24 protein-coding genes are annotated in these 26,076 nt (G+C 39.8%); 15 read left to right on the plus strand and 9 right to left on the minus strand.

The genetic code is table 11. The annotated features are described in order from the left end of the window. Window positions 1-17 precede the first annotated feature (17 nt). A complete protein-coding gene (locus KME09_05610) occupies window positions 18-1,142 on the plus strand; it encodes a tetratricopeptide repeat protein (protein ID MBW4533395.1) in 1,125 nt (374 codons plus the stop codon). Window positions 1,143-1,320: 178 nt separating this feature from the next. Here the strand turns inward: KME09_05610 and KME09_05615 are convergent, their stop codons facing one another. The 3 genes from KME09_05615 to KME09_05625 all read right to left on the minus strand — a co-directional run bounded on the left by KME09_05615 (window position 1,321) and on the right by KME09_05625 (window position 5,192). Beyond that, the gene (locus KME09_05615; protein MBW4533396.1) at window positions 1,321-2,499 is read right to left on the minus strand and encodes an amidohydrolase; all 1,179 of its coding nucleotides are present in this window, start codon (window positions 2,497-2,499) and stop codon (window positions 1,321-1,323) included. Between the two features lie 47 nt (window positions 2,500-2,546). Next, the gene (locus KME09_05620) at window positions 2,547-3,272 is read right to left on the minus strand and encodes a Stp1/IreP family PP2C-type Ser/Thr phosphatase (GenBank protein MBW4533397.1); all 726 of its coding nucleotides are present in this window, start codon (window positions 3,270-3,272) and stop codon (window positions 2,547-2,549) included. 129 nt (window positions 3,273-3,401) lie between these two features. Continuing rightward, window positions 3,402-5,192: an AarF/ABC1/UbiB kinase family protein gene (locus tag KME09_05625; protein ID MBW4533398.1), complete on the minus strand. Its 1,791-nt coding sequence runs from the start codon at window positions 5,190-5,192 to the stop codon at window positions 3,402-3,404. Window positions 5,193-5,498: 306 nt separating this feature from the next. On the opposite strand from KME09_05625, the gene KME09_05630 reads away from it, so the two are divergent. Then, on the plus strand, window positions 5,499-6,677 hold the full coding sequence (locus tag KME09_05630; GenBank protein ID MBW4533399.1) for a pyridoxal phosphate-dependent aminotransferase: 1,179 nt from the start codon (window positions 5,499-5,501) through the stop codon (window positions 6,675-6,677). A gap of 222 nt (window positions 6,678-6,899) precedes the next feature. Here the strand turns inward: KME09_05630 and KME09_05635 are convergent, their stop codons facing one another. Continuing rightward, a complete protein-coding gene (locus KME09_05635) occupies window positions 6,900-7,136 on the minus strand; it encodes a hypothetical protein (protein MBW4533400.1) in 237 nt (78 codons plus the stop codon). Between the two features lie 177 nt (window positions 7,137-7,313). Between KME09_05635 and KME09_05640 the strand changes: the two genes are divergently transcribed. From KME09_05640 to KME09_05680, 9 genes are all read left to right on the plus strand, one after another. Continuing rightward, window positions 7,314-8,243: a polyprenyl synthetase family protein gene (locus tag KME09_05640; protein MBW4533401.1), complete on the plus strand. Its 930-nt coding sequence runs from the start codon at window positions 7,314-7,316 to the stop codon at window positions 8,241-8,243. A gap of 44 nt (window positions 8,244-8,287) precedes the next feature. Then, entirely contained in the window at window positions 8,288-8,755 is a 468-nt protein-coding gene (locus KME09_05645; GenBank protein ID MBW4533402.1) for a divergent PAP2 family protein, read from the plus strand. A gap of 311 nt (window positions 8,756-9,066) precedes the next feature. After that, window positions 9,067-9,894 (plus strand): sulfotransferase family 2 domain-containing protein, encoded by an 828-nt coding sequence (locus KME09_05650; GenBank protein ID MBW4533403.1) that lies wholly within the window; start codon window positions 9,067-9,069, stop codon window positions 9,892-9,894. A 134-nt stretch (window positions 9,895-10,028) separates the two neighbouring features. Further along, window positions 10,029-12,500, plus strand: a complete 2,472-nt coding sequence (locus tag KME09_05655) for a dynamin-like GTPase family protein (GenBank protein ID MBW4533404.1) — start codon at window positions 10,029-10,031, stop codon at window positions 12,498-12,500. Window positions 12,501-12,531: 31 nt separating this feature from the next. Next, window positions 12,532-12,897, plus strand: a complete 366-nt coding sequence (locus tag KME09_05660) for a hypothetical protein (protein MBW4533405.1) — start codon at window positions 12,532-12,534, stop codon at window positions 12,895-12,897. A 21-nt stretch (window positions 12,898-12,918) separates the two neighbouring features. After that, complete coding sequence (locus tag KME09_05665; GenBank protein ID MBW4533406.1) at window positions 12,919-13,251, plus strand: hypothetical protein; 333 nt, start codon at window positions 12,919-12,921, stop codon at window positions 13,249-13,251. Between the two features lie 26 nt (window positions 13,252-13,277). After that, window positions 13,278-13,562 carry a KGK family protein gene (locus KME09_05670; protein MBW4533407.1) on the plus strand — a complete coding sequence of 95 codons (285 nt, stop codon included), beginning with the start codon at window positions 13,278-13,280 and terminating at the stop codon, window positions 13,560-13,562. A 42-nt stretch (window positions 13,563-13,604) separates the two neighbouring features. After that, complete coding sequence (locus tag KME09_05675) at window positions 13,605-13,982, plus strand: hypothetical protein (GenBank protein MBW4533408.1); 378 nt, start codon at window positions 13,605-13,607, stop codon at window positions 13,980-13,982. A 22-nt stretch (window positions 13,983-14,004) separates the two neighbouring features. Then, window positions 14,005-14,247 carry an HNH endonuclease gene (locus KME09_05680; protein MBW4533409.1) on the plus strand — a complete coding sequence of 81 codons (243 nt, stop codon included), beginning with the start codon at window positions 14,005-14,007 and terminating at the stop codon, window positions 14,245-14,247. Window positions 14,248-14,400: 153 nt separating this feature from the next. Here the strand turns inward: KME09_05680 and KME09_05685 are convergent, their stop codons facing one another. Together KME09_05685 and dapF are read right to left on the minus strand one after the other, a co-directional pair. After that, window positions 14,401-16,134 carry a fibronectin type III domain-containing protein gene (locus tag KME09_05685; GenBank protein ID MBW4533410.1) on the minus strand — a complete coding sequence of 578 codons (1,734 nt, stop codon included), beginning with the start codon at window positions 16,132-16,134 and terminating at the stop codon, window positions 14,401-14,403. Window positions 16,135-16,946: 812 nt separating this feature from the next. Continuing rightward, entirely contained in the window at window positions 16,947-17,798 is an 852-nt protein-coding gene (gene dapF, locus KME09_05690; GenBank protein MBW4533411.1) for a diaminopimelate epimerase, read from the minus strand. 37 nt (window positions 17,799-17,835) lie between these two features. On the opposite strand from dapF, the gene KME09_05695 reads away from it, so the two are divergent. Then, window positions 17,836-18,048, plus strand: coding sequence for an RNA-binding protein hfq (locus tag KME09_05695; protein ID MBW4533412.1), 213 nt, complete (start codon window positions 17,836-17,838; stop codon window positions 18,046-18,048). 37 nt (window positions 18,049-18,085) lie between these two features. Here the strand turns inward: KME09_05695 and KME09_05700 are convergent, their stop codons facing one another. After that, window positions 18,086-18,541 carry a GatB/YqeY domain-containing protein gene (locus tag KME09_05700; GenBank protein MBW4533413.1) on the minus strand — a complete coding sequence of 152 codons (456 nt, stop codon included), beginning with the start codon at window positions 18,539-18,541 and terminating at the stop codon, window positions 18,086-18,088. A 359-nt stretch (window positions 18,542-18,900) separates the two neighbouring features. On the opposite strand from KME09_05700, the gene KME09_05705 reads away from it, so the two are divergent. Then, window positions 18,901-19,869: a class I SAM-dependent methyltransferase gene (locus tag KME09_05705; GenBank protein MBW4533414.1), complete on the plus strand. Its 969-nt coding sequence runs from the start codon at window positions 18,901-18,903 to the stop codon at window positions 19,867-19,869. A 131-nt stretch (window positions 19,870-20,000) separates the two neighbouring features. On the opposite strand, the gene KME09_05710 is transcribed toward KME09_05705, so the two are convergent. Beyond that, window positions 20,001-20,552, minus strand: a complete 552-nt coding sequence (locus KME09_05710; protein ID MBW4533415.1) for a DUF924 domain-containing protein — start codon at window positions 20,550-20,552, stop codon at window positions 20,001-20,003. A gap of 289 nt (window positions 20,553-20,841) precedes the next feature. Between KME09_05710 and KME09_05715 the strand changes: the two genes are divergently transcribed. Beyond that, a complete protein-coding gene (locus KME09_05715; protein ID MBW4533416.1) occupies window positions 20,842-21,282 on the plus strand; it encodes a dTDP-4-dehydrorhamnose 3,5-epimerase in 441 nt (146 codons plus the stop codon). Window positions 21,283-21,332: 50 nt separating this feature from the next. Here KME09_05715 and KME09_05720 read toward each other — a convergent pair whose 3' ends face one another. Next, window positions 21,333-22,856, minus strand: a complete 1,524-nt coding sequence (locus KME09_05720) for a DnaJ domain-containing protein (GenBank protein MBW4533417.1) — start codon at window positions 22,854-22,856, stop codon at window positions 21,333-21,335. 351 nt (window positions 22,857-23,207) lie between these two features. On the opposite strand from KME09_05720, the gene ileS reads away from it, so the two are divergent. Further along, complete coding sequence (gene ileS / locus KME09_05725) at window positions 23,208-26,024, plus strand: isoleucine--tRNA ligase (GenBank protein MBW4533418.1); 2,817 nt, start codon at window positions 23,208-23,210, stop codon at window positions 26,022-26,024. The last annotated feature ends 52 nt before the right edge of the window (window positions 26,025-26,076 follow it).

Consider the following 26,076-nt stretch of genomic DNA (forward strand, 5'->3'; position numbering starts at 1 on the left):
ATTCCGATGTCAAAGCTATGGAATTAAATCTTGACAAAGATCGAGACTGGTATAACCGAGGCGTTGCGCTAGACGATTTAAAGCGTTACAAAGAAGCACTCCAATCCTATGACCAGGCTGTTAAATTAAATCCTGATGATGACCAAGCCTGGTATAACCGAGGCGTTGTACTGGACGATTTAAAGCGCTACAAAGAAGCACTCCAGTCCTATAACCAAGCTGTTAAATTAAATCCTAATGATAACCAAGCCTGGTATAACCGAGGCGTTGTGCTAGACAATTTAAAGCGTTACGAAGAAGCACTTCAGTCCTATGACCAGGCTGTTAAATTAAATCCTGATGATGACCGAGCCTGGTATAACCTAGGCATTGTGCTGGTTAATTTAAACTATTGCGGCGAAGCACTCCAGTCCTATGACCGAGCTGTTAAATTAAATCCTAATGATGACCAAGCCTGGTATAACCGAGGTAATGTGCTGGCTATTAACTTAAAGCGGTACGAAGAAGCATTGCAGTCTTATGACCAAGCTCTAAAATTAAAACCTGATAAAGGCGAAGCTTGGAATAACCGAGGTATTGTGCTAGTTACGTTAAAGCGGTACGAAGAAGCATTCCAGTCCTATGACCGAGCTGTGTCCTTAAATCCTGATGACGACCAAGCCTGGCATAACCGAGGCAATGTGCTGGCTATTAACTTAAAGCGGTACGAAGAAGCATTCCAGTCCTATGACCGAGCTGTGTCCTTAAATCCTGATGATGACCGAGCCTGGCATAACCGAGGCATTGTACTGGCTATTAACTTAAAGCGCTATGAAGAAGCACTCCAGTCCTATGACCAAGCTGTGTCATTAAATCCTTATGACGACCAAACCTGGAGTAACCGAGGCATTGCGTTGGTTAACTTAAAGCGCTATGAGGACGCGCTCTACTCTTTTGACCGAGCTGTGTCCTTAAATCCTGATAAAGATGAAGCTTGGTATAACCAAGCTTGTATTTACAGCCAACAGAACAATATTGACTTGGCAGTTGAGCATTTAGCACAGGCAATTAAGCTTAATCCTAAAAATCAAGAGATAGCAAAAATTGACTCGGATTTTGACAACATTCGAGAAGAACCTAAATTTAAAGCTTTGATTGGGTAGATTAACTCCAGTAACCAAATTAACCAAACGTCTTTAATGTTAAGTACTGTATGTTGGGGAGCCAGTCGCTTGCGGGGTTCTCCTCGTTGTGCGACCTGGCGTTTGAGGCACGAAACCCAACGATTAAAAGATTTTGTTGGGTTTCACTATCGTTCTACCCAACCTACTAGCTATATATTTATGCCACTTGCCAATATTTATAAGCAGCATAAGCCATCGTTACTACTCCCGTGAGAATTGCATCTTCATCTACTTCAAATTTAGGATGATGGAGAGGATAATTGGTTTTATTGTCATGTCCTACTCCCAGACGAAACATACAGCCAGGGACATTATCGAGATAAACTGAGAAATCTTCCGCACCTAAAGAAGGTTCGGGCAGAATTTGGACGCTTTCATCTCCCCAAGCTTCGCGAGTTGCTGATTCAATAATTTGGGTTAGAGTTTTATCATTAAGTACGGAAGGCACTCCCCGACGATAATCAACCTGACACTTAGCGCCGTAGGTTTGACATACTCCTTGAACTATATTTTCAATCCATTGAGGTAGATTAGCATGGCTTTCAGGATGAAGCGATCGCACTGTTCCCGTCATCGTCACGCGATCGGCAATTATGTTCGGCGCTCTGCCACCTTGTATCTGTCCCACTGACAAGACAATCGGATGTAAGGGGTTTTGAGTACGGCTAATTGCCTGCTGTAAGTTCGTGATTACCTGAGCAGCGATCCAGATAGCATCGATCGCCTGGTGGGGACGCGCTCCGTGTCCTGACTCTCCTAGAATGACAATTTCTAGTTCATCTGCTGCCGAGGTTAAAGCACCATAGCGAATGCCAACGCGACGAGCAGGAATTGAAGGGAAGACATGCACCCCATAAATAGCATCAACATCCTTCATCGCGCCGTCCTGCACCATCCATTTTGCCCCTAAAGCGATTTCTTCTGCTGGCTGAAACAAAAAGCGCACATTACCTGGCAAGTTATCCGAGAGCTGAGATAGCACCATTGCTGTTCCCATCCCTAAAGTGGCGTGAACATCATGACCGCAAGCGTGCATGATTCCTGGATTCGCCGAAACAAAATCTAGTTCAAGATGTTCTTGAATGGGTAAGGCATCCATATCGGTGCGAATTGCTAAGGTTCGGCGATCGCTCCCTTTGCCCACTAGCTCCCCCACTACTCCTGTCTTCCCCACAGCTTCTTTGACATTCAAACCACAGGAGGATAAAACCCCTGCAATGTAGGCAGAAGTCTGATGCTCCATACCACTTAGCTCAGGATGAGCATGAAGATGACGACGAATTTCAATTAATCTGGGGGTAAATTTCTGGGCAAGATCTTTTATTTCAGCAAGCATGTAATTTTAATGGCGATCGCCCAGTTAGGCTGGGACGATAATCTAGATTATTCTTGTTTGACTATGACGATAGTGATGTTGTCAGAACCTCCTGCTGCCTTGGCTGCATCAATTAGCTCTTGAGCAGTTGCTTGACAAGACTGTAGATTGGTTAAAGCAGTTTCAATTTGTCCATCGGTCACTTCTTCGGTTAAACCATCACTACAAATTAACAGGCGATCGCCTGATTTAACTTCAAATTTTTGAATTTCAATGTGCTGTAGATCTTCCCGCCCCAAACATTGAGATAAAACATGTCTCCAGGGATGAAATTTTGCTTGTTCTGCGTCAATCTCTCCCTTCTTGAGTGCCATACCAACCCAAGTGTGATCGTCGGTAATTTGCTCTAGATGTGAACCTCGAAGACGGTATAGACGAGAATCACCCACATGAGCGCACAACGGCTGCTCGTCGCGGAAGATCAGAACTACTACTGTAGTACCCATATCTCCCCGTTCGGGATGATGTTGCTGGTCATCAACAATGCCCTGATTTGCTTTACTTACGGCTTCTTTTAACAGCACGTCTGATTCTACAGGGGAATCCCAATTCTCTTGCAGGTAAGCATAAATTATTTCTGTGGCAATTCTACTGGCTTGTTCTCCTCCAGCATGACCGCCCATACCGTCAGCGACAATAAAAAAACGCCCCAGCTCATCATCAACAAAATAATTATCTTGGTTGGCTGTTCTTACAACACCTGTATCTGTAAGACCTATAAATTGACGCTTCATAAACTATAAACTACTAGTCAGGATGATAAAAATCAAAGATAAAGTAAGAGATTGATTCGTCTAAAGAGGACGAACTTATCTTGACCACTCAACAACACATAATCGTGTTGTTAAACTCATGATATCTTGTTAAAACATACGGTCAATACGATCGAGACGTCTCAGTATTCGCAATAATGCCCATCCTGGCACTAAAGCAATAATAGCAGCGATCGCTGCCAAGATTTCGAACTCACTAACCAAAAGGAGAGTAGCACAAATTAGTAATGCACTTAACAAAACAGTATAGTTAGTTCCCAACTGAACCGCACTTAAACGACGCATTACTCGCTCTGATTCTAGGGAACGAACCCGAACCCGCAAATCTCCTCTTTCTAACTTATCTATTGTATCGTCGATTCGTCCAGGTAATCCCAAGGCAGCTGTCCCCACCTGAGCAGCCTGTCTACCTAATTCATCAAAGATTGTACCGCCATTCGAGCCATTGCTATTAGTCATAAGCTTCATTGCATAGGGTTGAGCTACTTCCATAAAGTTAAATTCGGGGTCTAAACCTTTGCCAACACCTTCTAAGGTAGAAAAGGCGCGCATGACAAAGGTAAAGGTGGCAGGAAAACGAAATGGTTGTCCGTAAGCAATCTCATAGAGATCTTCACTAATGGCATCCACCGACTGTTCTTCAAACGGCTTGTCCATAAAGTTATCCAGCATAAACTGAATTGAACGCCGTACCGAACTCATGTCGCCTGTAGGCACTAATGCCCCTAAGTTAATTAATGAGTTAACTACTTTGTCAGAATTTTTCTGCGCCACCCCCACAAGGGTATCCATTAGACCTTCTCTAATGTTGCTTTCTATTTTACCCATCATGCCGAAGTCGTAGAAAATTAGTGCGCCATCGGCATTGACGGCAATATTTCCTGGATGAGGATCGGCATGAAAGAAGCCTCCACCAAGAATTTGCTGTAAATAGGCTTTTGCGCCTAACTTTGCCAAAAGTTTACGATCTAGTCCAGCAGCTTCAATTGCCTCGTAGTGACTGATTTTGATGCCAGGCAGATACTCTAAAGCCAATACTCTAGGGGAAGCATACTTCCAGTAGACTCTAGGTACACAAACCCAATCTTCTCCGCGAAAATTGCGTCTAAAGGTGTCGGCATTACGCCCTTCTAGAAGATAGTCGGTTTCTTCCCACAAAATGCGACAGCACTCGTCGTAGATGCCGATCCAGTCGCGGTTTTCACCCCATTTGGGATGATTTTGAAAATAGCGGGCAATTTGGCGTAATATAGCTAGATCGATGGTAAATAGCTGTTTTAATCCTGGTCGCTGTACTTTAACAACTATATCCTCACCATTAAAAAGCTTGGCTCGGTGTACCTGCCCCAAACTAGCTGCTGCCAAAGGAATTGGATCGAAGCTAGAAAACAGTTTATCGATTGGTTTGGCAAAGTCAGATTCAATAGTTTCTTTAACCTGTTCATAAGAAAAGGCAGGAACTCGATCTTGAAGCTTGGATAATTCTTCTACGTATTCCACGGGAAAAAGATCGGCGCGAGTAGAAAATAACTGACCTAGCTTGATAAAAGTCGGGCCTAAATCGAGGAAAGTCTCTCGAATCCAAATCGCTTGAGATCTGCGTCTTTTTGCCTGTTTTTCTGGGGTAAATCCGCCAGAATAAGTCCATTTGCGACCATTGCGCCAATTACTAAATAAAAAGGCAAATGCAAATACCCAAATATCGAAGCGACGACGATTGCGCGAATACTTGGGGCGATTCCAGCGATAGGACTTGCCAGAAATCGGCAAGATAACTTTGGGTTCGCTAGGCTGGGACGACGTAACCTCTATCGACAAGGGTTGATCTGACTTACTTGAACCGTAATCTGGTGATTTTTGATTGGGAAAAGCAGGAGACACAGAGTTTATGACAAAAAATTAATTATGATGTTATTTGGTTAACTGTGATTAACTAACCTAAATAGTAGCGACTTATCGACCAAAAAACTGAGGTGAATTTCCCCACTTGGTTAGTTGCTACCGATATTAATAGTTAAAAACATAAGCGCAAAAGCATTATCACGATTGCGAGAAAGCCTAATAAGATTTGTATTAGGTCAATTGTTTAGTATAAAAGTACTGACTTAATAGTCCAAGAACTATTAGCATGGTAGTTCTTTTTCACTCTAATAAGCTATAAGTACAAGCAAGCTCAATGACAACTACATGACAACTACCAATAATTTTAATTCGCGCACGAATCGGGTACAGCTACCACTCATTCCTGTAGTCGGTGAATTAATTCGCGCTCATCCAGGGACTATTTCTTTAGGACAGGGGATAGTTAACTATCCGCCGCCACCCCAAGCGATCGCCGCGCTGCAAGATTTTCTTGCTCAACCCAGCAATCATCTATATCAAGCTGTTACAGGGATAGAACCTTTAGTTAAAGCGATCGCCAAAAAACTCGCTACAGACAATCAAATTGAAATGACCGCTCAAAACAAGATTGTGGTTACGGCGGGCAGCAATATGGGTTTTCTCAACGCCATTCTGGCGATTACGCAAGCGGGAGACGAGATCATCCTCAATACCCCCTATTACTTCAATCATGAAATGGCAATTACCCTGGCTAACTGTCATCCAGTGTTGGTTAATACCGATCGCAACTACCAATTAGATCTCCAGGCGATCGCTCAAGGAATTACCGCTAAAACTAAAGCGATCGTGACTATTTCCCCTAACAACCCGACAGGGGTAGTCTATTCTCAAGCTAGCTTACAAGCAGTTAACGATCTGTGTCGCGATCGCGGTATTTATCATATTAGCGATGAAGCCTATGAATACTTCACCTATGATGGCGTTGAGCATACCTCCCCTGGAAGTTTTGCTGATAGTGCAGCCCATACAATTTCCCTGTTTAGTCTTTCCAAAGCCTATGGTTTTGCTAGCTGGCGCATTGGCTACATGGTAATTCCCGAACACTTAATGATGCCGATCAAAAAAGTACAGGACACCAACCTAATTTGTCCTCCTGTCATATCTCAATATGCAGCATTAGGCGCATTGACGGCAGGCAAAAGTTATTGCCAGGATCATTTAGCAGAAATTGCTCAGGTACGTACAGTTGTCGCCGAACAATTACAGTCAATCAAAGATATTTGTGCGATCGCTCCTGCTCATGGCGCATTTTATTTCCTGCTGAAAATAGACACGAAACTAAATGATTTTGAATTGGTCAAACGGCTAATCGAGCAAGATCGGGTAGCAGCAATTCCTGGTAGTACTTTTGGTCTGAAAGATGGCGCTTATCTGCGGGTGGCTTATGGTAGTTTGGATTTAGCTACGGCTAAAGTAGGAATTGAGCGATTAACTAAGGGTTTGGCTAGGGTGGTTTCCAGCTAAAAGCCGACAAAACCTGATTGCTATTAAGTAGGTAGGCAAAATAATTGATCAAACCCCTACCCTTAGAGCTATTTGTTACTCGTCCTAAAGGATTCCTAAAGGATTAGCTCCTTCGTCCTAAAGGATACCGCTCCGCATATCGCGTCACCGCTCCGCATATTACTCGTTACTCGTTACTTGTTACTCCCTAACCTCATTTCCAATTTAATTACACCCACCTATTTAAGAGCTAATCATTACTTGGAGAGTTAACCCTGTCATACGCCAAGTCGCAAAGCAATTTTCAAATAAGACTTCACTGGCTGCGCCCAAATCACCATCTGCGCCAACAAAGCCACCTTCAATTAACTTGCCGCCTCTAGTTTCCAGATTTAAACGAGTGCCATTGTCTGTTGTCTGAAGCACTAATTTACCTCTAGCTAAGACTTGTCCTGCACGGCTAATAATTGCACATTCCATCGTCAATCAATATCTAAAATTTAGCAAGACATATATCATCTCATACAGTCGTTCAAAGTTACTCCACTTTTAGCTCAACAAAACTCAACAGCGATGATCGAAGCCTTAACAAATTTGGTTAAAATACCCAAGCAAGAGATAATAGACCATAAATAAACCATTATATTTGACTGCTATATGGTACAAGCCGACAAGAAACTAACTGAGCCAGAAACGCCTACCATATTTGACTTGAACAACTATTTAAAACAGCAGCAGATTATAGTTGAACAAGCCTTAGACCAGTCAATTGCGATCGCTAGACCCGAAAAAATCTACGAAGCGATGCGCTATTCTTTGCTGGCTGGAGGCAAAAGGCTACGTCCTATTTTGTGCTTGGCAACCTGTGACTTGATGGGGGGGACAGAAGCAATGGCGATGCCTACCGCCTGTGCTTTAGAAATGATTCATACCATGTCCTTGATTCATGATGATTTACCCGCGATGGATAATGACGATTTCCGTCGAGGCAAACCTACTAATCACAAGGTGTATGGCGATGATATTGCCATTTTGGCGGGGGATGGTTTATTGGCTTATGCGTTTGAATATGTGGCGACTCAAACCAAAAACGTCGCTCCAGAAAATATTATTCGGGTAGTGGCTGCCTTAGGGCGTACGGTTGGCGCAGCGGGTTTAGTTGGGGGACAGGTATTAGATTTAGAATCAGAAGGAAAAGCGGATATTACGGCAGAAACCCTCAGCTTTATCCATACTCATAAAACTGGGGCATTATTAGAAGCTTCTGTAGTCTGTGGGGCAATTCTAGCCAACGCCCAGCCTGAAGATATCACACGGTTATCTCGGTATGCGCAAAACATTGGTCTAGCTTTTCAGATAATTGATGATATTTTAGATATTACCGCCACTGACGAACAGTTAGGCAAAACGGCGGGGAAAGACTTGCAGGCACAAAAAGCTACTTATCCTAGTTTATGGGGATTAGAAAAATCTCGGCTCAAGGCGCAAGAGTTGGTTGATGATGCTATTACCCAGCTATCTACCTATGGGATTAAAGCCGAGCCGTTAAGAGCCGTCGCTAGCTATATTGTAACTCGCGATCGCTAATCACATCTGTATTACACAATATTTTAGGGCAAGGAAAACCGACCATGCAGGAAGTTGCTGATATCTTACACAACCAGATATTGATAGTTGCACTCATAGCCTGCATCACGGCTCAGGGATTAAAGTTAGCAATTGACTTAATAAGAAGCCGTCAGCTCAACGTGACTTATTTGCTGGCTCCAGGCGGAATGCCCAGCGCTCACTCTGCCTTAGTTGGTGCTTTGGCTACTAGTGTTGGTCTAACTATGGGATGGTCTGGTGCAGAATTTGCGATCGCCTGTCTATTTGCCATCATTGTCATGTACGATGCAGCAGGAGTCCGTCAGGCAGCAGGTAAGCAAGCAAAAATACTCAATCAGCTCATTGATGAGTTATTTCAAGAAAAACACAATCTTAATGAAGAAAGATTAAAAGAGTTACTCGGACATACTCCCTTTCAAGTATTAGTTGGTTTGAGCTTAGGTATTAGTATTGCGATGGTCTTTTCTAAATACGTCTGGCAAGTTACTTAATTCAATTGAATAGACTACGCTGTTGATTAACTAGCTTTTAGCTCTTAGCTCTTAGCTCTTAGCTTCTTGCTCAATAACCTCAACGGGTGGAACCCCCGCAACGGTTTTTCGCGCTTTTAGCTCTTTAAAGTTAAACTCATGTATTCTACTCAACTGAAAAGCGTAGTAGGTAAATTAGACAGTGAGTAAATTAGACAGTGAGTAAATTAGACAGTGAGTCTCGTCGATTAAAGTGTCGAGTAATCTTTACAATTTTGCCGATCTGAGTTCATGATATGTCAACGACAAATTTGTTGGTATTTTAATTATTCATGAACAGTCTTAGCAGTCAATCTAGTCAATCTTCTTTAGCAATCAATCAATGTCCTGCAAAGAAAGTAATTGTGGCACATTATCACTTTTTTAAAAATGCGGGAACTTCCGTCGATGTTATTTTAAAACAAAATTTTGGCGATGCCTGGAGTCCAATTGAATTTCCCAAAATTAGTCAACAGTCAAACTCTCAGTTGGTACAAAATTGGCTCGTAAAGCAGCAGAATATCTCGGCTTTCTCTTCCCATACGGCGCTTTTTCCGTTACCTACTTTAGACAATACATTAGTATTGCCAATTGTTTTTCTGCGCCATCCGATTATTCGCCTTTGGTCAGTATATAACTTTGAACGTAAGCATCGAAAGATTCTCAATCACAGCATTAAACTTGCCCAATCAAAAGATTTTGCGGGCTATCTTAACTATCAACTAGATCAAGCGCCAAATAGATCCTGTCGTAACTTTCAAACCTACAGATTTTCCTGGTTAAATTCTCAACCCGACAAGACTGAATTAGAACAAGCCTTAAATGGTTTAGACTTATTACCCATAGTGGGTATTGTTGCCGAATTTGACTTATCAATGAAGCTTTATCGTCAGGCGATCGCTAAATATTATCCCTTGTTTCAAGTTCAGTCTGTGCATAAAAATATCACGTCTGAGGGCAATCTTTCTCAAACCGAAAAATTAGACTTGATCCGCGCTAATTTAGACCAGAATACCTATCAAAGGTTACTGGATGCTAATGAAGATGATTTACAGCTTTATGCAGCAGCCAAAAATAAATTAAGCTTGCAGTTTAGTAGTCAAGTCAATGATCCTGACTGACAGAATTCACATTCTGCATTTGTTAGTAATTAGTAATTAGTAATCAGTAATTACTAATTAGATTGGCGATCGCATGGATAATTACGCTGACCATCAGGGAACTCTAGATTAAGTAGTACAACTTATCTAATCATATGAGTTTTCTTCCTCCTCAATGTTCGGAACTGTCCAATAATGTCAACAGCATTTTAGATTTAGCACAAGAATCAAATATAAATCAGCAAAATATTCCAGTTATCGAAGCATCTCTCAAAAAAGCGATCGCCCCTAAGTTTGAAATTGTCTTTGCGGGTGCGTTTAGTGCTGGAAAGTCGATGTTAATTAATGCACTGTTGGAACGGGAATTACTTTATAGTGCCGAAGGACACGCTACAGGAACAGAATGTTACATTGAATATGCTGAGCCAGAAGCCGAGAGGGTGGTTCTAACTTTTCTCAGTGAAGTAGAAATCAAACAGCAAGCGGTTAGTCTTTGCCAGCATTTAGGATTATCAGCCAAAGATAATATTAGTGAACCAGAAGTAATAGATCTGCTGCATCAAGCTTGCGCTGCCATTATTGAACAAGAAGGTGGTGTCAGTAAGTCAGAAAGGGCAAAAAAAGCCAATGCTTTACACTTGCTGCTACAAGGGTTTGTCGCTAATCGCGATCGCATTGATGCTCAGAAAAATAATACTTACTCGATGGAGGAGTTTAATTTCTCTAATTTGTCTCAAGCAGCAACCTATGCTAGACGGGGTAGTAATAGCGCAGTACTAACTAAGGTTGAATATTACTGTCATCATCCACTTTTGCAAGACGGAAACGTACTGGTAGATATGCCAGGGATTGACGCTCCTGTAAAAAAAGATGCTGAACTTACCTATCGTAAAATTGAACATCCTGATACATCAGCGGTAATTTGTGTACTAAAACCTGCTTCGGCTGGTGAAATGACTTCAGAAGAAACCGAATTGATGGAAAAGATGAAGTCTAATCTGGGAATACGCGATCGCGTTTTTTATGTCTTTAATCGCATCGATCAGACTTGGTACAACGGACAATTAAGACAGCGTTTGGATAACTTGATTCAGACTCAGTTTCGAGATAACAAGCGAGTATATAAAACCAGTGGCTTACTTGGATTTTATGGTAGTCAAGTTAAATTTACCAATAATAGCGATCGCTTTGGTTTAAATTCTCTCTTTGCTGAAAGTGTCAAAGGAATTGGCGGTGAAGAGGAAACACCTCAGTTTGTGAGTGAGTTTAATAATTACTGTGCTAACTCTGGTAAATTGACTCGGACGAACTTTAGAGTATCTGTTAATGGCTATGAAACACCGAATGAAAACTATACTCGTATCCTGGGGGAATTTGGTACGCCGTTAATTGAACAATTAATTACCGATAGTGGCATCGAAGAATTTCGCAGTGCAATTAGTCGTTATCTAACAGAAGAAAAACGCCCTCAGCTTTTTGCTAATTTGGCTGAAGATCTCAAGCCTATTTGTGACGATCTTAAACAGAGTTATCTCCAGCAACTTCAAGAATTAGATAATCAACCTCATGAGATTGAGGCGATGAAGACTCAAGAGTTGACGTTACTCAATCAAAAGCTACAGGTAATAGCGAAAGAATTCGCCCAACATTTAGAACATGAAGTAAATTCCATCGTTACCAATCAAAATTCTGAATTTGAGTCAGATTTTCAAAAACTCAAAGCACAAATGGTAAGCCGTCTTGATGAACTGCTACAAACCTTTTCTGTACAGGATGCCTATAGTCGCGCTACTCTATCCCATCCCCGTAATGCCACTGCACCTTTAATTGCTGTTTTGGTAGAAGCTTTGTATTACTTAGCTAACGAACTTGAGGTTATTCTAGTTACCGCATCCCAAGTGTTGGTGCAAAACTTTTGCCAGCGTTTGAGCGATCGCTTTAAGCAACAAGACTACTATCGCGCCTTAGATCGCTTACTGGGTGAGGATACTGGTATTCAAGCAGAATTAAAAGAGTTAGAAAGCAAACTGATTTATGCCTTAGTCAGTGAAGCCAAAACAGAATGCGATCGCTATGTGCGAGAAAGTCCACGCTTTTATGATGAAGGAACGTTTTCCATCTATCAATTTCGTCAAACATTACAGCAAACTTCCCAAGGTTATGACTGCGCCAGCATGGTAGAAGCCGAACCCGCGATTCGTCAATTGTTAAAGTTAGATTTTGAACCAAAAGTTTCCACAACAATTCGGCGTAATTTCCGTCAAACCATTAACCAAACTATTAAAACTCAACTGTTACCAATGGCGCAGCAACAGGCAGAGAAAATCTTGCAATATTATCCTCAAGCAAGAATATTTCTAGAACAAACTTTGGAACAGGAAGCTATTGCTAAAATTGCCCTTAATCAAAAAATGCAGTTAGAAATAGAGCAAAAAATAAAGCAGTATAACCAATCAGTGAATGAAATTAATAGCTGCTTGCGATCGCTTAATTTATTCGAGCATCAATTACCAGTTATTAATCAACAAGAAATAGTTGTCAAGATTGAACTAAAGACTGAAAGTATTGAACTTAAGCATCAAACTCATAGCAATTTTAATTCAATAATTTCTACAACAGAAATATAATTTTATCACTAAACTAGACAAAAAAACAATTATGTCTGATAATTTTGAAATCAATACCAATGAATATTTACATCAATGCGATCTTAAAGATGTAATATCTTTTGACAATCAAAAGTGGCTTGATATTAATCAATTAAAAGTAATTATTTATCAATCTTTTAAAAATTCTGCTATTAGTCCAATTGATAAGTATATAAATATAAACTATGGCTTAAGAAATAGTTCTTTATGGTTTTATCAAGGAGGAGAATGTGAGATCTTAAGAGCTGGTTCTCCAGGATGGCAGAAAGGCAAAATTAAAATCAAAGTTACCTTAGAATTTAGTCCTGATGAACCTGAAGAAACAAGTTCACCTCTTGATGATATTCGTCAAGAAATAGATAAATCAAAGCCTTAGCTATAGTGAGATAAACAAAATATGAATGAGCAAAATTTAGATATTTTAGATAACGGTGATGTGATCGCTGTCTCTGAAGAATTTCAAAATGAATTTATTAGAGGTAAGACATTAAAAATTCAGCAGCTACTTGAAGAATACCAAGAATATATTGCGGACAGCTATGGAAGTAGCAAATCAGAAATTTTTATTGAAGGTATTGAATGTGAGGTCTTAAGCAAAGATGGCAATTCAAAAGGCTGGAGAAAAGGAAAAATTAAATTTGTAGTTCAGTTTGAACCTGAAGTAGCTGAAATTAGTAATAACCTAAACTCTTTAGAAGACATTCGTAAACAAATCAATAGTACAAATTAAAAACTTTAATTGAGGAACAGATTATGATGAGAGAAGGAAGCAAATTGATTATTAGTAATGAAGTTATTTCAATTGATAATCAAGAAGATAATATTGTAATTTCTCATTCTACTTATATAGCAGAAGAGTTTTTCAAGCAATTGAGATCTCGTCTTGGTTGCCACAATAAAGACCAATGGACTAATGAAGGAGTACCTTGTAAGATTCTATCTCCCAATCAAAATTGGCAAAAAGGTAAAATTAGAATTTGCTTACAGTTTATTCCCGATCGCTCAGAATCTGTTCTGGATGATATTAGAGAAAATAAATAAAAGTATTACTCAATTATCTATAAAATTATTGGAGATATTAATATGAAATCAGAAATTATTTTTCACCAGATAGAACACGAAGAATCTAATGTAGTTGTTTCTTTTGACAATGGAACAACATTTAAAGTTAGTAAGCTTATGGGACAGTTAAATATCTTTTTTAGAGATTCAGTACTTTATAAGTTATCAGAAAAGATGACGCAAATTGGAATAGGAACTCCTCCAAATTATCAAGGTAATTGGAATCAAAGTGTTGATGCCGAAATTTTAGAACCGCAATCTGGAGAGTGGAAAAAAAGCAAGGTGAGAATGAGAGTAATCTTAGAATTTTGCCCTGATGAACCAGAAGAAGTCAAAATTGAGCATACTCAAGACAATGCCAACTCATTAGATGATATTCGTCAGATTATTTCTCAATAATGTCTAAAAAAATGTTTAAAAGATGTCTAAAACACCAAGAATAAGCTTGCCCCAATCAGTCAGGAATTATGTGTTGCAGCGAGATAATTATCAATGTCAAAGTTGCGGTAAACAGAATACTGAGACAGAACTAAATATAGATCATATTATCTCTCTGGCTCAAGGTGGCAGTAATGACATGAGTAACTTACAAGTCTTGTGTAGTCGATGTAATCAAAAGAAAAAACATCATTTTGATTCTCGTTTTCAACGTCATTATGATTAATTAAGTAAAGTTGGATTAAATAATAACAATTCTCAAAAGTAATAGAAGACTTGGTAGACTTGGTAGGTTGGGTAGAACGATAGTGAAACCCAACAAAATCTTTTAGTCGTTGGGTTTCGGGCCTCAACCCAACCTACAATACTACTTCCTGATTTAATGATTTTTAAGCTTAAACTGGTCAAAGATAATCGCTGGAGCATCGGGTTCACGAATATCATAGCGATAGCTGCTCACTGTTCCTGTAGCGGTATCAAAAATACTAAAAGCAGTAATCTCATTACTAGCAATATAGGGTAATGGCTGCCCCATATTATCGGTCAAGGGTGCAATATTCGGCACAATTGGGTTTAAACCATTAGGATCGCCTATGGGAACAAAATTTTGGGGACTGTAGGGGGGAATCTCTCGTTTATTATCTCCAACATGAGCGCCGTAACTATTGCCCACATTAGAAGATTCCAGAAAATGCATTCCTGAAGTACTTTGAAATCGATTCCAAAGATGGGAATGTCCATAATAAACTAGCTGAACTCCTGCTGATTCTAATAACGGCAAGAGATCGCGGATAATATAGTCATCTTGGATCGGATAATCATAATAGCGAGATGTTAGCTTGCCAGCTTCAGAGTAAGATTCCTTGGGCTGAGGATCGGTATATGGGGGAACAATATTACCCCCAAGAGTATGGGGTGGATGATGAAACATAACGACCTTGTATTTAGCCTGCTGATAAGCCTCACTGGCTAATTCTTGCTTTAACCATTCATACTGAGGGCTTCCCTTGGCGATCGCTTCAAAGATATGCTGTCCATAACCCCAATCTTGAGGGCGATCGAGACTGCTTGCACTCTCTTTATATCGACCCTGTGCATCTACATCTAAACTAGGACTGCGCCAAATATTAGTTACATATAGAGAAATTAATCTAATCTCGCCAAAGGTACTCGCATAATATCTTTTTCCGCCTGAGTTACTTTGAGGCAGAGTAAAAATTTCTTCGTAGGTATCAGTATTGAAAGAGTTGTTCTCGATCCATTCGGCTGTGGAAACCTGATTATCACTCAGGCTTCTCCCTTGTACTGACTGATTTAGTTGTGCTTTCGCTACTCGACGAGGCAGAGGTTGAGCGAATTCTTCCTTCAAACTGCGATCGCCTGATACTTTGCCCATTACTTCATGATTACCGATCGCCGTAAATAAAGGTGCGTGTTGAATAATCTCGCCACCATGATAGGTAGTAGTAATACCGCTATGTTCTAGCTGATAGTTAGCTTTACCCTGAAGACTGGGAAAAAATGCTCCCCCTCGGCGATCGTCAAACCACTCCGAAGCGCGATCTGGAACGTTGACTAAATCTCCAGGAAAAAAGACAGCATCCACACGACCAACGGTTTTGACAACTTGCTCTAGGTTAGTCGCTACCATGGGCATTAACTGATGATCTGAAGTCAGTAAAATTTTGAGTGGGGTTTCTGGCGTGGGTAGACTGGAAAGGGTAAAGACATCGCTACTGTAGACTTGTTCTCCTTCACTGCTAGTTACTTGATATGGCACACGCCGACTAGGAGAGAGATCCTTAACTACAGCTTCATGTCGCCAAATATTGCGCACCGACTTTGCGGGAGGGTTATCGATTTGCGAATCTCGATCCTCACGGACTCGGCTGAGTTTTGTTGTCTTGGCGATCGCAATTTGTTTTAATCGATCGCCATATTTAACCTGATGGCGATCGCCTAAAAATTCAGTAAACCAGACTACATTTACCGTAGTTTTTGTCGGTAATTGCAGAAAAGGATCGCTCAAAATAGATGTATTGTTGCTGATTACTGGCTGTTGTTCATGGGCAAAAGTCATGGGCAAACAATTAATCACGATCAGGGTAAACATTGTCAGGGACAGCAGTATTAGTTTAACGATTTTCACTAAACAAATTAGAGGCTTAAACCTATTGACGACATTACATTTTTGGGAACTTGAATGAGTCTGTTGATAGATGAGTATTCACTTGATTAGAGTAATCCGTAAAAACCACTATTACTTAGTTTGTTTAACTATAAATAACACAAGAAGGTTGAGAATTAAAGCATTTGTCAGCTTTTTGAATTGTAATCGCTTTAGCCTCTTTATTAAGTTAAGGTAATGATATGAAGTAGCTAAAATCTAATTAACTAACCAAGTAAGATTTTGAGTAATTGCTACTTAAAGCCATATAGCAAAAGAATTATAGCTGAGAATCGAAACCGATCCACTTAATTAAAATAATTGACAAGAACTTTGCTTAAACCCTTGATAAATAGACTTAGTAGCACTTTTAAAGGTAGCTAAATCTACTTTTTAAGCGTAAGATAAAGTCAATATCTAATCTAGATATTTCCAACTAAAGGTGTTTATAATAGCAGGTAAGAAAGAAAGTAATTCTACTAGGTTATTCAAGCAGAAATATAGCCAAGCTAGTGAATACAATTACTAGCAGATAAGCGTTTTTAGCTGTTTCAGAGTCCCTGATAGGTTATTGAATTTTGTGTGTTTTGTGGTATTTTTCTCGATCCCACGCTCTTATGGTTGAGTCGTGGGATTTTTTATGTCGGTCGAGAATAATTTCTCTTGATTAGGTAATCTCTCAAAAGCTATGAGATGCTGATTTATTTAATCAAAAACCCAAAAATTAGCTAACAAAAATTACCAGCAATTACCATCAATTACAATGGGTATTGTCCCTGAAATACTTTAGTCGCTGGGCCAGTCATATAAACGCGATTATCTGCTGCTGACCAATTTATTTGCAGACACCCACCAGGAAGTTCTACAGTACAAAAGCGATCGCATTGATGATTTAATACCCCAGCCACCACAGAAGCACAAGCACCAGTACCACAGGCGAGGGTAATTCCAGCCCCTCTTTCCCAAACCCGCATCTTGATATAGTCTGGTTTTACCACTTCAATAAACTCAGTATTTGTCCGTTGAGGGAAAACAGGGTGATGTTCAAACAAAGGGCCAATTTGCTCTAGGGCGATCGCATCACTATCTTCGACAAAAGTAATACAGTGAGGATTTCCCATACTAACGGTGGTAACTAACCAAGAGCGATCGGCAACTTCTAAGGGCTGTGCGATAACTTTCCCCTCGACACCTGTAAGAGTTGTCGGGATCTTGGAGGCGGTTAACTCTGGTTCTCCCATATCTACTGTGACTTCACCGTTCTCCTCTAGCTTTGGTACAATTAGCCCTGCTAAAGTATCAATCTTGTAAGATTTATTAACTTCGGTATTTCCTTCAAGATCGGCGATAAACTTAGCGAGACAGCGGATACCGTTGCCACACATTTCTGGTTCAGAACCATCAGAATTATAAATTCTCATGGTGTAGTCTGTATCTGTATCTGCCTTGCCGGTCAGGGCAAAAATAACCCCATCAGCACCAATACCAAAATGGCGATCGCAGATGGCGATCGCTTGTTCGGGAGTAATTATCGGTTTGGCAGTATGACGATTATCAATCAGAATAAAATCATTGCCTAATCCTTGGTATTTGCTAAACTCGATTACCATCTTTATTTTTTCCTCCATAGATACGAGAACTGAAAATATGACTGAATTTAATACCGAACTACCTGGCGTCAGACAAGTCCAAGGCTATATTAAAAACAAGCAAGAAGTAGAACTAAAGTTAGTCACCGACGATTTAGTGGTCGGCAAAATTCTCTGGCAAGATGCAGATTCTCTCTGTATGGTGGATCACTACAGCCAGGAAACTCTAGTATGGCGACAAGCCTTGGTCTATATTAAGCCAAAAGCCTGAGCTTGGGTGGGCAGCGCCCACCTATATTACAATCAACTTACCCAAGCTTACTTTTAACTATTTCTTGGATTTTCTTGCCGTCGGCTTTACCTTTTAACTGTTTCATCGCTGGGCCCATGACTTTCCCTAAATCTTTCATGGTAGTTGCACCAGAGGAGGCGATTAGCTCATCGATAATTTTTGTCACTTCTTCATCGCTAACCTGTTCGGGCAAGTAGGTTTCAATAATTGCCAATTCCTGACTTTCTTTTTCGGCTAAGTCATCTCTACCAGCATTGGTGAACTGCTCAATCGAATCACGGCGTTGTTTTGCCTGTTGGGTGAGTAATTCGATTTCGTGTTCGGGAGTCAGGGTATCTTGACCCTTGGGACGTAGCTCAACTTCTTTTTCTAAGATTGCCTTTTTGATTCCCCGCACTGTTTGTAGGCGCAGTTTATCCTTGGCTTTCATTGCCGTTTTGATGTCTTCTCCAATCTGTTCTTTAAGACTCATCTTTTCTTTCCTTTACATGAGTCATTTATTATAAAATACTTTTTACGTAATACAAAAGAAATCAGATTAATTATCGATCTGGTGATGTAAAGTTCGTTTAGACAATGTTAATTAAAACTCGCGCCAAGACGCCAAGACGCCAAGGCGTTTATCCCGCTTAGTTTGAGTGCGAGATTCGGCGAATTTATTTCGCCTTGAATAATCGCGTTGTTGGGGCCCTAAAGGACTAGCTTAGCGTCGCAAAGATGTTATAAGAAGTAATCAAGCGGACTTGATATGAGATATTGCTTAAGATAAATGCGATTCATCAGTAGACGTATAATGTTGAAATTCGTAGACATGTAAATATACAGATTGTTGTGACACTTTCAACAGACAAACTAAAACCAGATTGGGCGGGAGATGATTTTCTGTCTCGTATGGTTAATATTTTGATTCAAACCAAGCCAATTTACCGCGTTATGCAGCGCCAAGCTCGCCGAGTATTAATTAATACCGCCGAAAAAAACGGCATACCCTGGCGCAAAAATTATCAAGATTTAGAAAATTCCTCCGTCAAAGACTTATTAGATTCGATTACTAATCCCGCGATCGCCTATCCTGATTATTATCAAGTACCCTTCCATGCTTACGATCGGGGAAATCTTTGTTGGCAGGCAGCTTTTGAGGCAGCTTCAGCCACGAATTCTATGGCACTAAGAATCTGGAAAGATGAGGATTTGACTTGGCAAGAGGCACAGCAACGTTTACGCCATAGTGTTTACAAGATCTTAGACACATATCTTCCTGAAACCATTACTGATGTTCTCGATCTGGGTTGTTCGGTGGGAATTTCTACCCTGACACTGCATCGATATTTTACTGCTCGACAAAATATACCAATTAATACGATCGGTTTAGATTTATCCCCCTATATGTTGGCGGTGGCGCAAAAGGCTGATACCCAACATGAAATTAGTCAATGGCTTCATAGCTTAGGAGAATCGACAGGATTAGCTGATAATTCCCAAGATCTAGTAACTTTACAGTTTGTGATCCATGAATTGCCTCGTCAGGCAACAGTGGGCATCCTGCGTGAAGTGTTACGCATTCTTAAGCCAGGAGGAGTTATTGGCATAGTCGATAATAATCCTGCTTCCCCTGTAATTCAAAATCTCCCCCCCGTATTGTTCACCTTAATGAAAAGTACTGAACCCTGGAGTGATGATTACTATACGTTTGATGTGGAAGCGGCGATGCAGCAAATAGGCTTTGATTATCAAGCAACTATCGCCAGCGATCCTCGCCATCGCACTTTGATTGGGATTAAACCAAACACTAGGAAATAGGAAATAGGAAGTAGGAAGTAGGAAGTAGGAAATAAGGAGATAATTATTGCTCTAAGTCTAAAAGTCTCAAACAACAATCATTAACCGAAGAGATAAGGTAAATGATGAGAAAAAGCCTTTTTTCTCTACGCTTAAAAATTTGAACCAGGTTGAGTTAAAAACTCTGCTTCGGCTTGAGTTGATTCTCTGCTTAATATTTGATTGCGGTGGGGAAAACGTCCAAAGCGATCGATAACAGCTTGATGTTTAATCGCAAAATCGAGATTATCCTCTTTACCTAACTCTTGAAAAAGCTCAACGGATAGTGCCTGATCTGCCTTATTTTCGCTGTGCATTAACGGCATATAGAGAAAACCTTGCTGTTCTACTGCTAGCTCCTGCGGATAGTTATGACTTAGTGCATATTTAGTCAAAGCTACAGCTTGAGCATCGGTGGCAAAAGCTTGAGCTGTATTGCGAAACATGTTACGGGGAAACTGATCGAGGATAATAATTAAAGCAAGCAAATCAAAAGAGCGATCGCGCCAACTAGTTAACTCCCCTGTTTTAGCCAATTGATAGGTATCAAGAAAACGTTGTTTAATTTCGCGATCGAACTCAGCACTTTTCTTGAACCATAGTGGCTTTACTCTCTCTGAGAACCAAAAATTCAAGACATCATCAGGGGTAGTTGATTTATTCATGAGTGGATACGTATTTGTTCTAATTAATCGCGATGAATTGTCTATTACATTGTTTTAAATCTTTTAGTTTTTCCTAATAATAACCACAGGAACATTCCTATCTACAGTTAAAAACCAGTCAATGTATCCTTTGCTACGGCAAGCAAAAAAAAGAGAAACTATTGTGTATTTGGATACTAATATGAATGCTTTGTCAAGATAATTTTGTCATAATCAAAATATTCGTAATCTTTGTTCATGCAAAGTAAAACGTAAACTTGACCTTTAGGAAACACAGTCACTAATAATTATGGGATTAATAACAGGTGTAAGTGTTGAGACAATTAAATCTATTCAAGGAGGAATGATCGAATTTTATAATCTTCAATCTAGTAACGAAACGATGGTGGTAAAAGTACCAGCCAATACTATTGACGATCTTTTTGTCCATAAGCAGCAGACAGATCAGCTATTAGTAGTTAAGGGGAGTTTTGTTCTAGTAATTTTATACGATCGCCAATATCAATATATTCCGCTGACGGAAGAATTACCCCAGGTAGTGACTATTCCTAGAGGAATTTTGCATGGCACAATTAATTTAAGCGATCGCGATTGTCTATTGGTTAATGCAGTATTACGTCATGGTCAACCCAGTCCAAGAGATTATCAGCCCATGGTCAGACCTTTTCCTTATGATTTGGCAGAAGCTAAACTCAGTTTGGAACGTATAAGAGCAACAATTGCAGTTTAAGTAGTGTTGAATATTCAATCAGACTTATATTTTGGCAATGTCTATCGTTTTTATTGACGCTGCCAAATTTCAATGGTGCGATCGCTAGTACCAGTAATAATTGTTTTAAAATTGGCACTAACTACCATAGAAAAAACTGGCGCAAATTGCTGAATAGTACAGGTATTTTTCCAATTATTTAATTGCCAGAGTCTAATTGTTCCATCCAAACTACCACTTACAATGGTTTCTCCATCAGAGCTAAAATACACAGAAGAAACTTTATCTATATGCCCTGTTAAAGTACAAATTAATTTACCCGTATTAACATTCCACAATCTAATTTTTCCATCACAACTTGCTGTAACAATAATTTGACCATTTGGACTAAAAGCTTGTGATAAAATCTCAGAATCGAGCAGGATTGATGCAATAACTTTTCCATTACTAATATTTCTAATTTTTAGATTGTTTTCTGCAACAGTAGAAAAAATCGTATTGTTATAGTTTATAGCGACCGATAAAACTTGTGCTTTATAGTCGATAAAAGTATATAACTCTTTTCCGCTAAATATATCCCAAAATTTAACTGTTTTATCGGCACTAGTACTAATTAAATTTTTACCGTCAGGACTTATAGCAACAGATAAAACTTCTTTTAAATGTCTAGTAAAGTGGTCGCCAAAAGTTTTTATTAATTCTCTTTTTTCTAAATTCCACAGCTTAATTGTTTGATCTGCACTTCCACTAACAAGTATTTTGGCATCACGACTAATTTCAAGACAATTAACGCGATCGCTATGTCCTTTCAATGTAAATATATTTTGTCCCGTACTTATTTGCCATATTTTAATATCATTGTCATAACTTCCACTAATAAAAAACTGATTATTTTGATAAACAGCTAGAGATGACACAATATTTAGGTGTTCTCTAAGTGTAAATTTACGTTCCCAAGATAATAGATAATTCTCTGAAATTGAAGTAGGGTCTTGAGGTGAAAAATCAGGTTGTTTTGATGATACAGAGGTTTTGGGTTGCGATGAATATGGTTTTGATGGTGTACGATCTTGTGCCTTTGGATAAGATTGTTTCGATGCAGAAGCAGAGGTTTTAAATTTAGATGATGATACTTTTTCACCTTTTGCGAGCTTTAATTTAAATACCATCTGAAAATCTGACTCGGCAGATTTTTTCAAACCTAATTTTTCCCTAACAAAACCTCGATACTGATAAGCTCTAATAAATTTTGGGTTGAGACGAAGCGCACGAGAAAAATTTTCTATTGCCTCATAATAATTCTCTCGTTCTGCATTGTCTACACCCTGTTGATAATAATATTCTGGATTCGTTTTCTCAATTGCCACTCCACCGCCAGAAACCAATGAACCAGAATTAACAGCATAATATTTTAATGCTTCATAAGCTTGGTTGATCTGCTTAATTTTTTCGTCTGCTTGCTGTTTCATTTTTGGATCGTTGTAAAAACGATCTGGATGCCAAATTTTAGCTAAATGGCGATAAGCTTGTTTAATCTCTTCTTGTGATGCGTTTGGCTTAATTTCTAAAATTTTGTAATATTCTTCAATAGCCATTAGAAAATTAGAATAATTTTTGATTAATTTATAACCCCAATCCTATCTTTGAAATTTAGATAAAGAGTGTAATCAAGATCGCTATCTCATCATCTAAATTAAATTACTGAAATCCTCAATTAAAAAAAAGCCTAAATCACCTTGTATCTGCTGAAAAAATAAAAATCTGAAATCAGTGGTGCGATCGGGTAATAATATACTGAATAAAGAACGAAAAAAATCCTTAGCCAAATTCAACTTGTTGAAACTGTGACAGAAGCAAAAAGCTACGAACAGCACGAGCGTCTGAGGAAACCTCAGACGACGTGTTCTTACAAAGAAACCGTAAATCTGCCTCAAACAGAATTTAACATGCGGGCGAATGCCGTGCAGCGCGAACCAGAATTACAACAATTTTGGGCGGATAATCAAATTTACGAGCAACTGTCACAGAACAACCCCAAAGATTCTTTTATTCTCCATGATGGCCCTCCCTATGCTAATGGTTCACTGCATATGGGTCATGCGCTAAATAAAGTCTTAAAAGATATCATCAATAAATATAAGTTATTGCAGGGACACAAAATAGACTATATCCCTGGTTGGGATTGTCACGGGCTTCCCATTGAATTAAAAGTTCTGCAAAAAATTAAATCTAAAGAACGGCAAGAATTAACTCCCCTTAAACTACGCCAAAAAGCCAAGGAATTTGCGATCGCAGCACAACAGGAACAGTGTGCAAGTTTCAAACGCTACGGTATTTGGGGCGACTGGGAACACCCCTATTTAACCCTGACTCCCGACTACGAAGCAGCGCAAATTGATGTCTTCGGCAAAATGGTCTTAAATGGGCATATCTATCGCGGTTTAAAACCCGTTCACTGGAGTCCTAGTTCTCGTACGGCATTGGCAGAGGCGGAATTGGAATATCCTGAAGGGCATACTTCTCCTAGTATCTATGTGGCATTTCCTGTAACTAGATTGGGAGAAAGTGCCACAGAATTAGCCGAATATTTGCCTAACTTGAAAGTAGCTATTTGGACAACTACACCCTGGACTATCCCTGGTAATTTAGCAGTGGCGGTTAATGACGAATTGGAATATGCAGTAGCCCAAGCCACTGATGGACAGTATTTAATTGTTGCCAAGGATTTAACCGAACAACTATCAGCTACTCTAAAAACCGATTTAATCGTCAAAACTACTATCTTGGGCAAAGAGTTAGAGAATACGGTTTATAGTCATCCTTTATTTGAGCGCGAAAGCCCCATTGTCATTGGTGGCGATTATATTACTACGGAATCTGGTACAGGACTAGTACACACTGCCCCTGGACATGGACAGGAAGACTATATCACAGGGCAAAAATATGGTTTGCCGATTCTTTCCCCTGTGGATGATGGGGGTAATTTTACTGAGGAAGCAGGCAAATTTGCAGGGTTGCAGGTAGTAGCTAAAGGAAATGAAAAGGTAAGTGCGGGTAATCAGGCGATTATCGATGCCCTAACTGAGGCGGGGGCATTACTCAAACACGAAGAATACGCCCACAAATACCCTTATGACTGGCGTACAGGTAAACCGACGATTTTCCGTGCTACTGAACAGTGGTTTGCTTCGGTAGAAGGGTTTAGAGATCAAGCCTTAAAGGCTATTTCCGAAGTTACTTGGATTCCTAGCCAAGGAGAAAAACGCATCACGCCTATGGTAAGCGATCGCTCTGATTGGTGTATTTCTCGTCAGCGTAGTTGGGGTGTACCAATTCCTGTCTTTTACGATCGAGAAACAAATCAGCCTCTATTAACCGAAGAGACGATCGATTATGTTAAAGGAATCATCGCCGAAAAAGGTTCTGATGCTTGGTGGGAATTATCTGTAGAGGAATTATTACCTGAATCTTACCGCAACAATGGACGCACCTATCGTAAGGGTACAGATACGATGGATGTTTGGTTTGATTCTGGTTCATCTTGGGCTGCGGTAGCTAAAGGCAGAAACTTAAAATATCCCGTGGATATGTATCTTGAAGGTAGCGATCAGCATCGCGGCTGGTTTCAATCTAGCCTACTTACTAGTGTGGCAACCAACGGTATTGCACCTTATAAAACCGTTTTGACTCATGGCTATGTGGTGGATGAAAATGGCTACAAAATGAGTAAGTCTAAGGGTAATGGTATCGCTCCTGAGTTAATCATTGCAGGAGGTAATAACCAGAAACAAGAACCGCCTTACGGTGCCGATGTGCTGCGTCTTTGGGTAGCTTCGGTTGACTACAGTTCAGATGTCCGTGTAGGTAAAAATATTATCAAACAGACTTCCGAGATGTACCGCAAGGTTCGTAATACTGCCCGTTTCTTGCTGGGTAACTTACACGATTTCCATCCGAAGCGAGATGCTGTAGCTTATGCAGACTTACCAGAATTAGATAAATATATGCTGCACAGGCTAACAGAGGTATTTACTGAAGTTAGTGAAGCCTATGAAAGTTATCAATTCTTCCGCTTCTTCCAAGCAATCCAAAACTTCTGTGTCGTCGATCTATCTAACTTCTATTTAGATATCGCCAAAGATCGACTTTATATCAGTAGTCTTAATTCCTTCCGTCGTCGTAGTTGTCAGACAGTTTTAGCCGTAGCCATTGAAAATATTGCTAAAGCGATCGCACCTGTATTGTGTCACATGGCGGAAGATATCTGGCAAGCTTTACCCTACGATACTGGTTATAAATCCGTATTTGAATCTGGTTGGGTAGAAATTAAAGACGAATGGCGAAAACCAGAATCAAGCGAATTCTGGGGAAATATCAGCCAGCTACGAGATGAAGTCAACAAGGTAATGGAACAGGCGAGAACAGCAAAAGCGATCGGTTCTTCTCTAGATGCCAAGGTTTTACTTTCTGTTGGCGATCCCAACTTAAAAAACCAACTTGCTGCTTACAATTCCTCTGATACTCTCAGTGAGAAAAATATAGATGAACTGCGTTATTTCTTCCTTGCTTCCCAAGTGGAATTAGTCGATTCTATTGCTGAGGCAGAATATAAAAGTGAATCTGATTTAGCAACCATTGCTGTAGTTAAAGCTGATGGTAAAAAGTGCGATCGCTGTTGGAATTATTCTTTATCTGTAGGTAGTTTTGTAGATGATCCGACAATTTGCGATCGCTGTAATGCTGCCTTAAAAGGTGAGTTTTAAATGATTGATATTATAGGGATGATCGAGCGATTATCTCTATGATCATAAAAAC

The organism is Pleurocapsa minor HA4230-MV1, from assembly GCA_019359095.1.
In the GTDB taxonomy this organism is placed as follows: Bacteria; Cyanobacteriota; Cyanobacteriia; order Cyanobacteriales; family Xenococcaceae; genus Waterburya; species Waterburya minor.

Excerpts from the sequence above, each read along its gene's own strand:
- KME09_05610 (MBW4533395.1), top strand. The coding sequence starts at position 18 with ATGGAATTAAATCTTGACAAAGATCGAGACTGGTATAACCGAGGCGTT.
- KME09_05615 (MBW4533396.1), bottom strand. The coding sequence starts at position 2,499 with ATGCTTGCTGAAATAAAAGATCTTGCCCAGAAATTTACCCCCAGATTA.
- KME09_05620 (MBW4533397.1), bottom strand. The coding sequence starts at position 3,272 with ATGAAGCGTCAATTTATAGGTCTTACAGATACAGGTGTTGTAAGAACA.
- KME09_05630 (MBW4533399.1), top strand. The coding sequence starts at position 5,499 with ATGACAACTACCAATAATTTTAATTCGCGCACGAATCGGGTACAGCTA.
- KME09_05635 (MBW4533400.1), bottom strand. The coding sequence starts at position 7,136 with ATGGAATGTGCAATTATTAGCCGTGCAGGACAAGTCTTAGCTAGAGGT.
- KME09_05640 (MBW4533401.1), top strand. The coding sequence starts at position 7,314 with ATGGTACAAGCCGACAAGAAACTAACTGAGCCAGAAACGCCTACCATA.
- KME09_05645 (MBW4533402.1), top strand. The coding sequence starts at position 8,288 with ATGCAGGAAGTTGCTGATATCTTACACAACCAGATATTGATAGTTGCA.
- KME09_05650 (MBW4533403.1), top strand. The coding sequence starts at position 9,067 with ATGAACAGTCTTAGCAGTCAATCTAGTCAATCTTCTTTAGCAATCAAT.
- KME09_05655 (MBW4533404.1), top strand. The coding sequence starts at position 10,029 with ATGAGTTTTCTTCCTCCTCAATGTTCGGAACTGTCCAATAATGTCAAC.
- KME09_05660 (MBW4533405.1), top strand. The coding sequence starts at position 12,532 with ATGTCTGATAATTTTGAAATCAATACCAATGAATATTTACATCAATGC.
- KME09_05665 (MBW4533406.1), top strand. The coding sequence starts at position 12,919 with ATGAATGAGCAAAATTTAGATATTTTAGATAACGGTGATGTGATCGCT.
- KME09_05670 (MBW4533407.1), top strand. The coding sequence starts at position 13,278 with ATGAGAGAAGGAAGCAAATTGATTATTAGTAATGAAGTTATTTCAATT.
- KME09_05675 (MBW4533408.1), top strand. The coding sequence starts at position 13,605 with ATGAAATCAGAAATTATTTTTCACCAGATAGAACACGAAGAATCTAAT.
- KME09_05680 (MBW4533409.1), top strand. The coding sequence starts at position 14,005 with ATGTCTAAAACACCAAGAATAAGCTTGCCCCAATCAGTCAGGAATTAT.
- KME09_05685 (MBW4533410.1), bottom strand. The coding sequence starts at position 16,134 with ATGTTTACCCTGATCGTGATTAATTGTTTGCCCATGACTTTTGCCCAT.
- dapF (MBW4533411.1), bottom strand. The coding sequence starts at position 17,798 with ATGGTAATCGAGTTTAGCAAATACCAAGGATTAGGCAATGATTTTATT.
- KME09_05695 (MBW4533412.1), top strand. The coding sequence starts at position 17,836 with ATGACTGAATTTAATACCGAACTACCTGGCGTCAGACAAGTCCAAGGC.
- KME09_05700 (MBW4533413.1), bottom strand. The coding sequence starts at position 18,541 with ATGAGTCTTAAAGAACAGATTGGAGAAGACATCAAAACGGCAATGAAA.
- KME09_05710 (MBW4533415.1), bottom strand. The coding sequence starts at position 20,552 with ATGAATAAATCAACTACCCCTGATGATGTCTTGAATTTTTGGTTCTCA.
- KME09_05715 (MBW4533416.1), top strand. The coding sequence starts at position 20,842 with ATGGGATTAATAACAGGTGTAAGTGTTGAGACAATTAAATCTATTCAA.
- KME09_05720 (MBW4533417.1), bottom strand. The coding sequence starts at position 22,856 with ATGGCTATTGAAGAATATTACAAAATTTTAGAAATTAAGCCAAACGCA.
- ileS (MBW4533418.1), top strand. The coding sequence starts at position 23,208 with ATGCGGGCGAATGCCGTGCAGCGCGAACCAGAATTACAACAATTTTGG.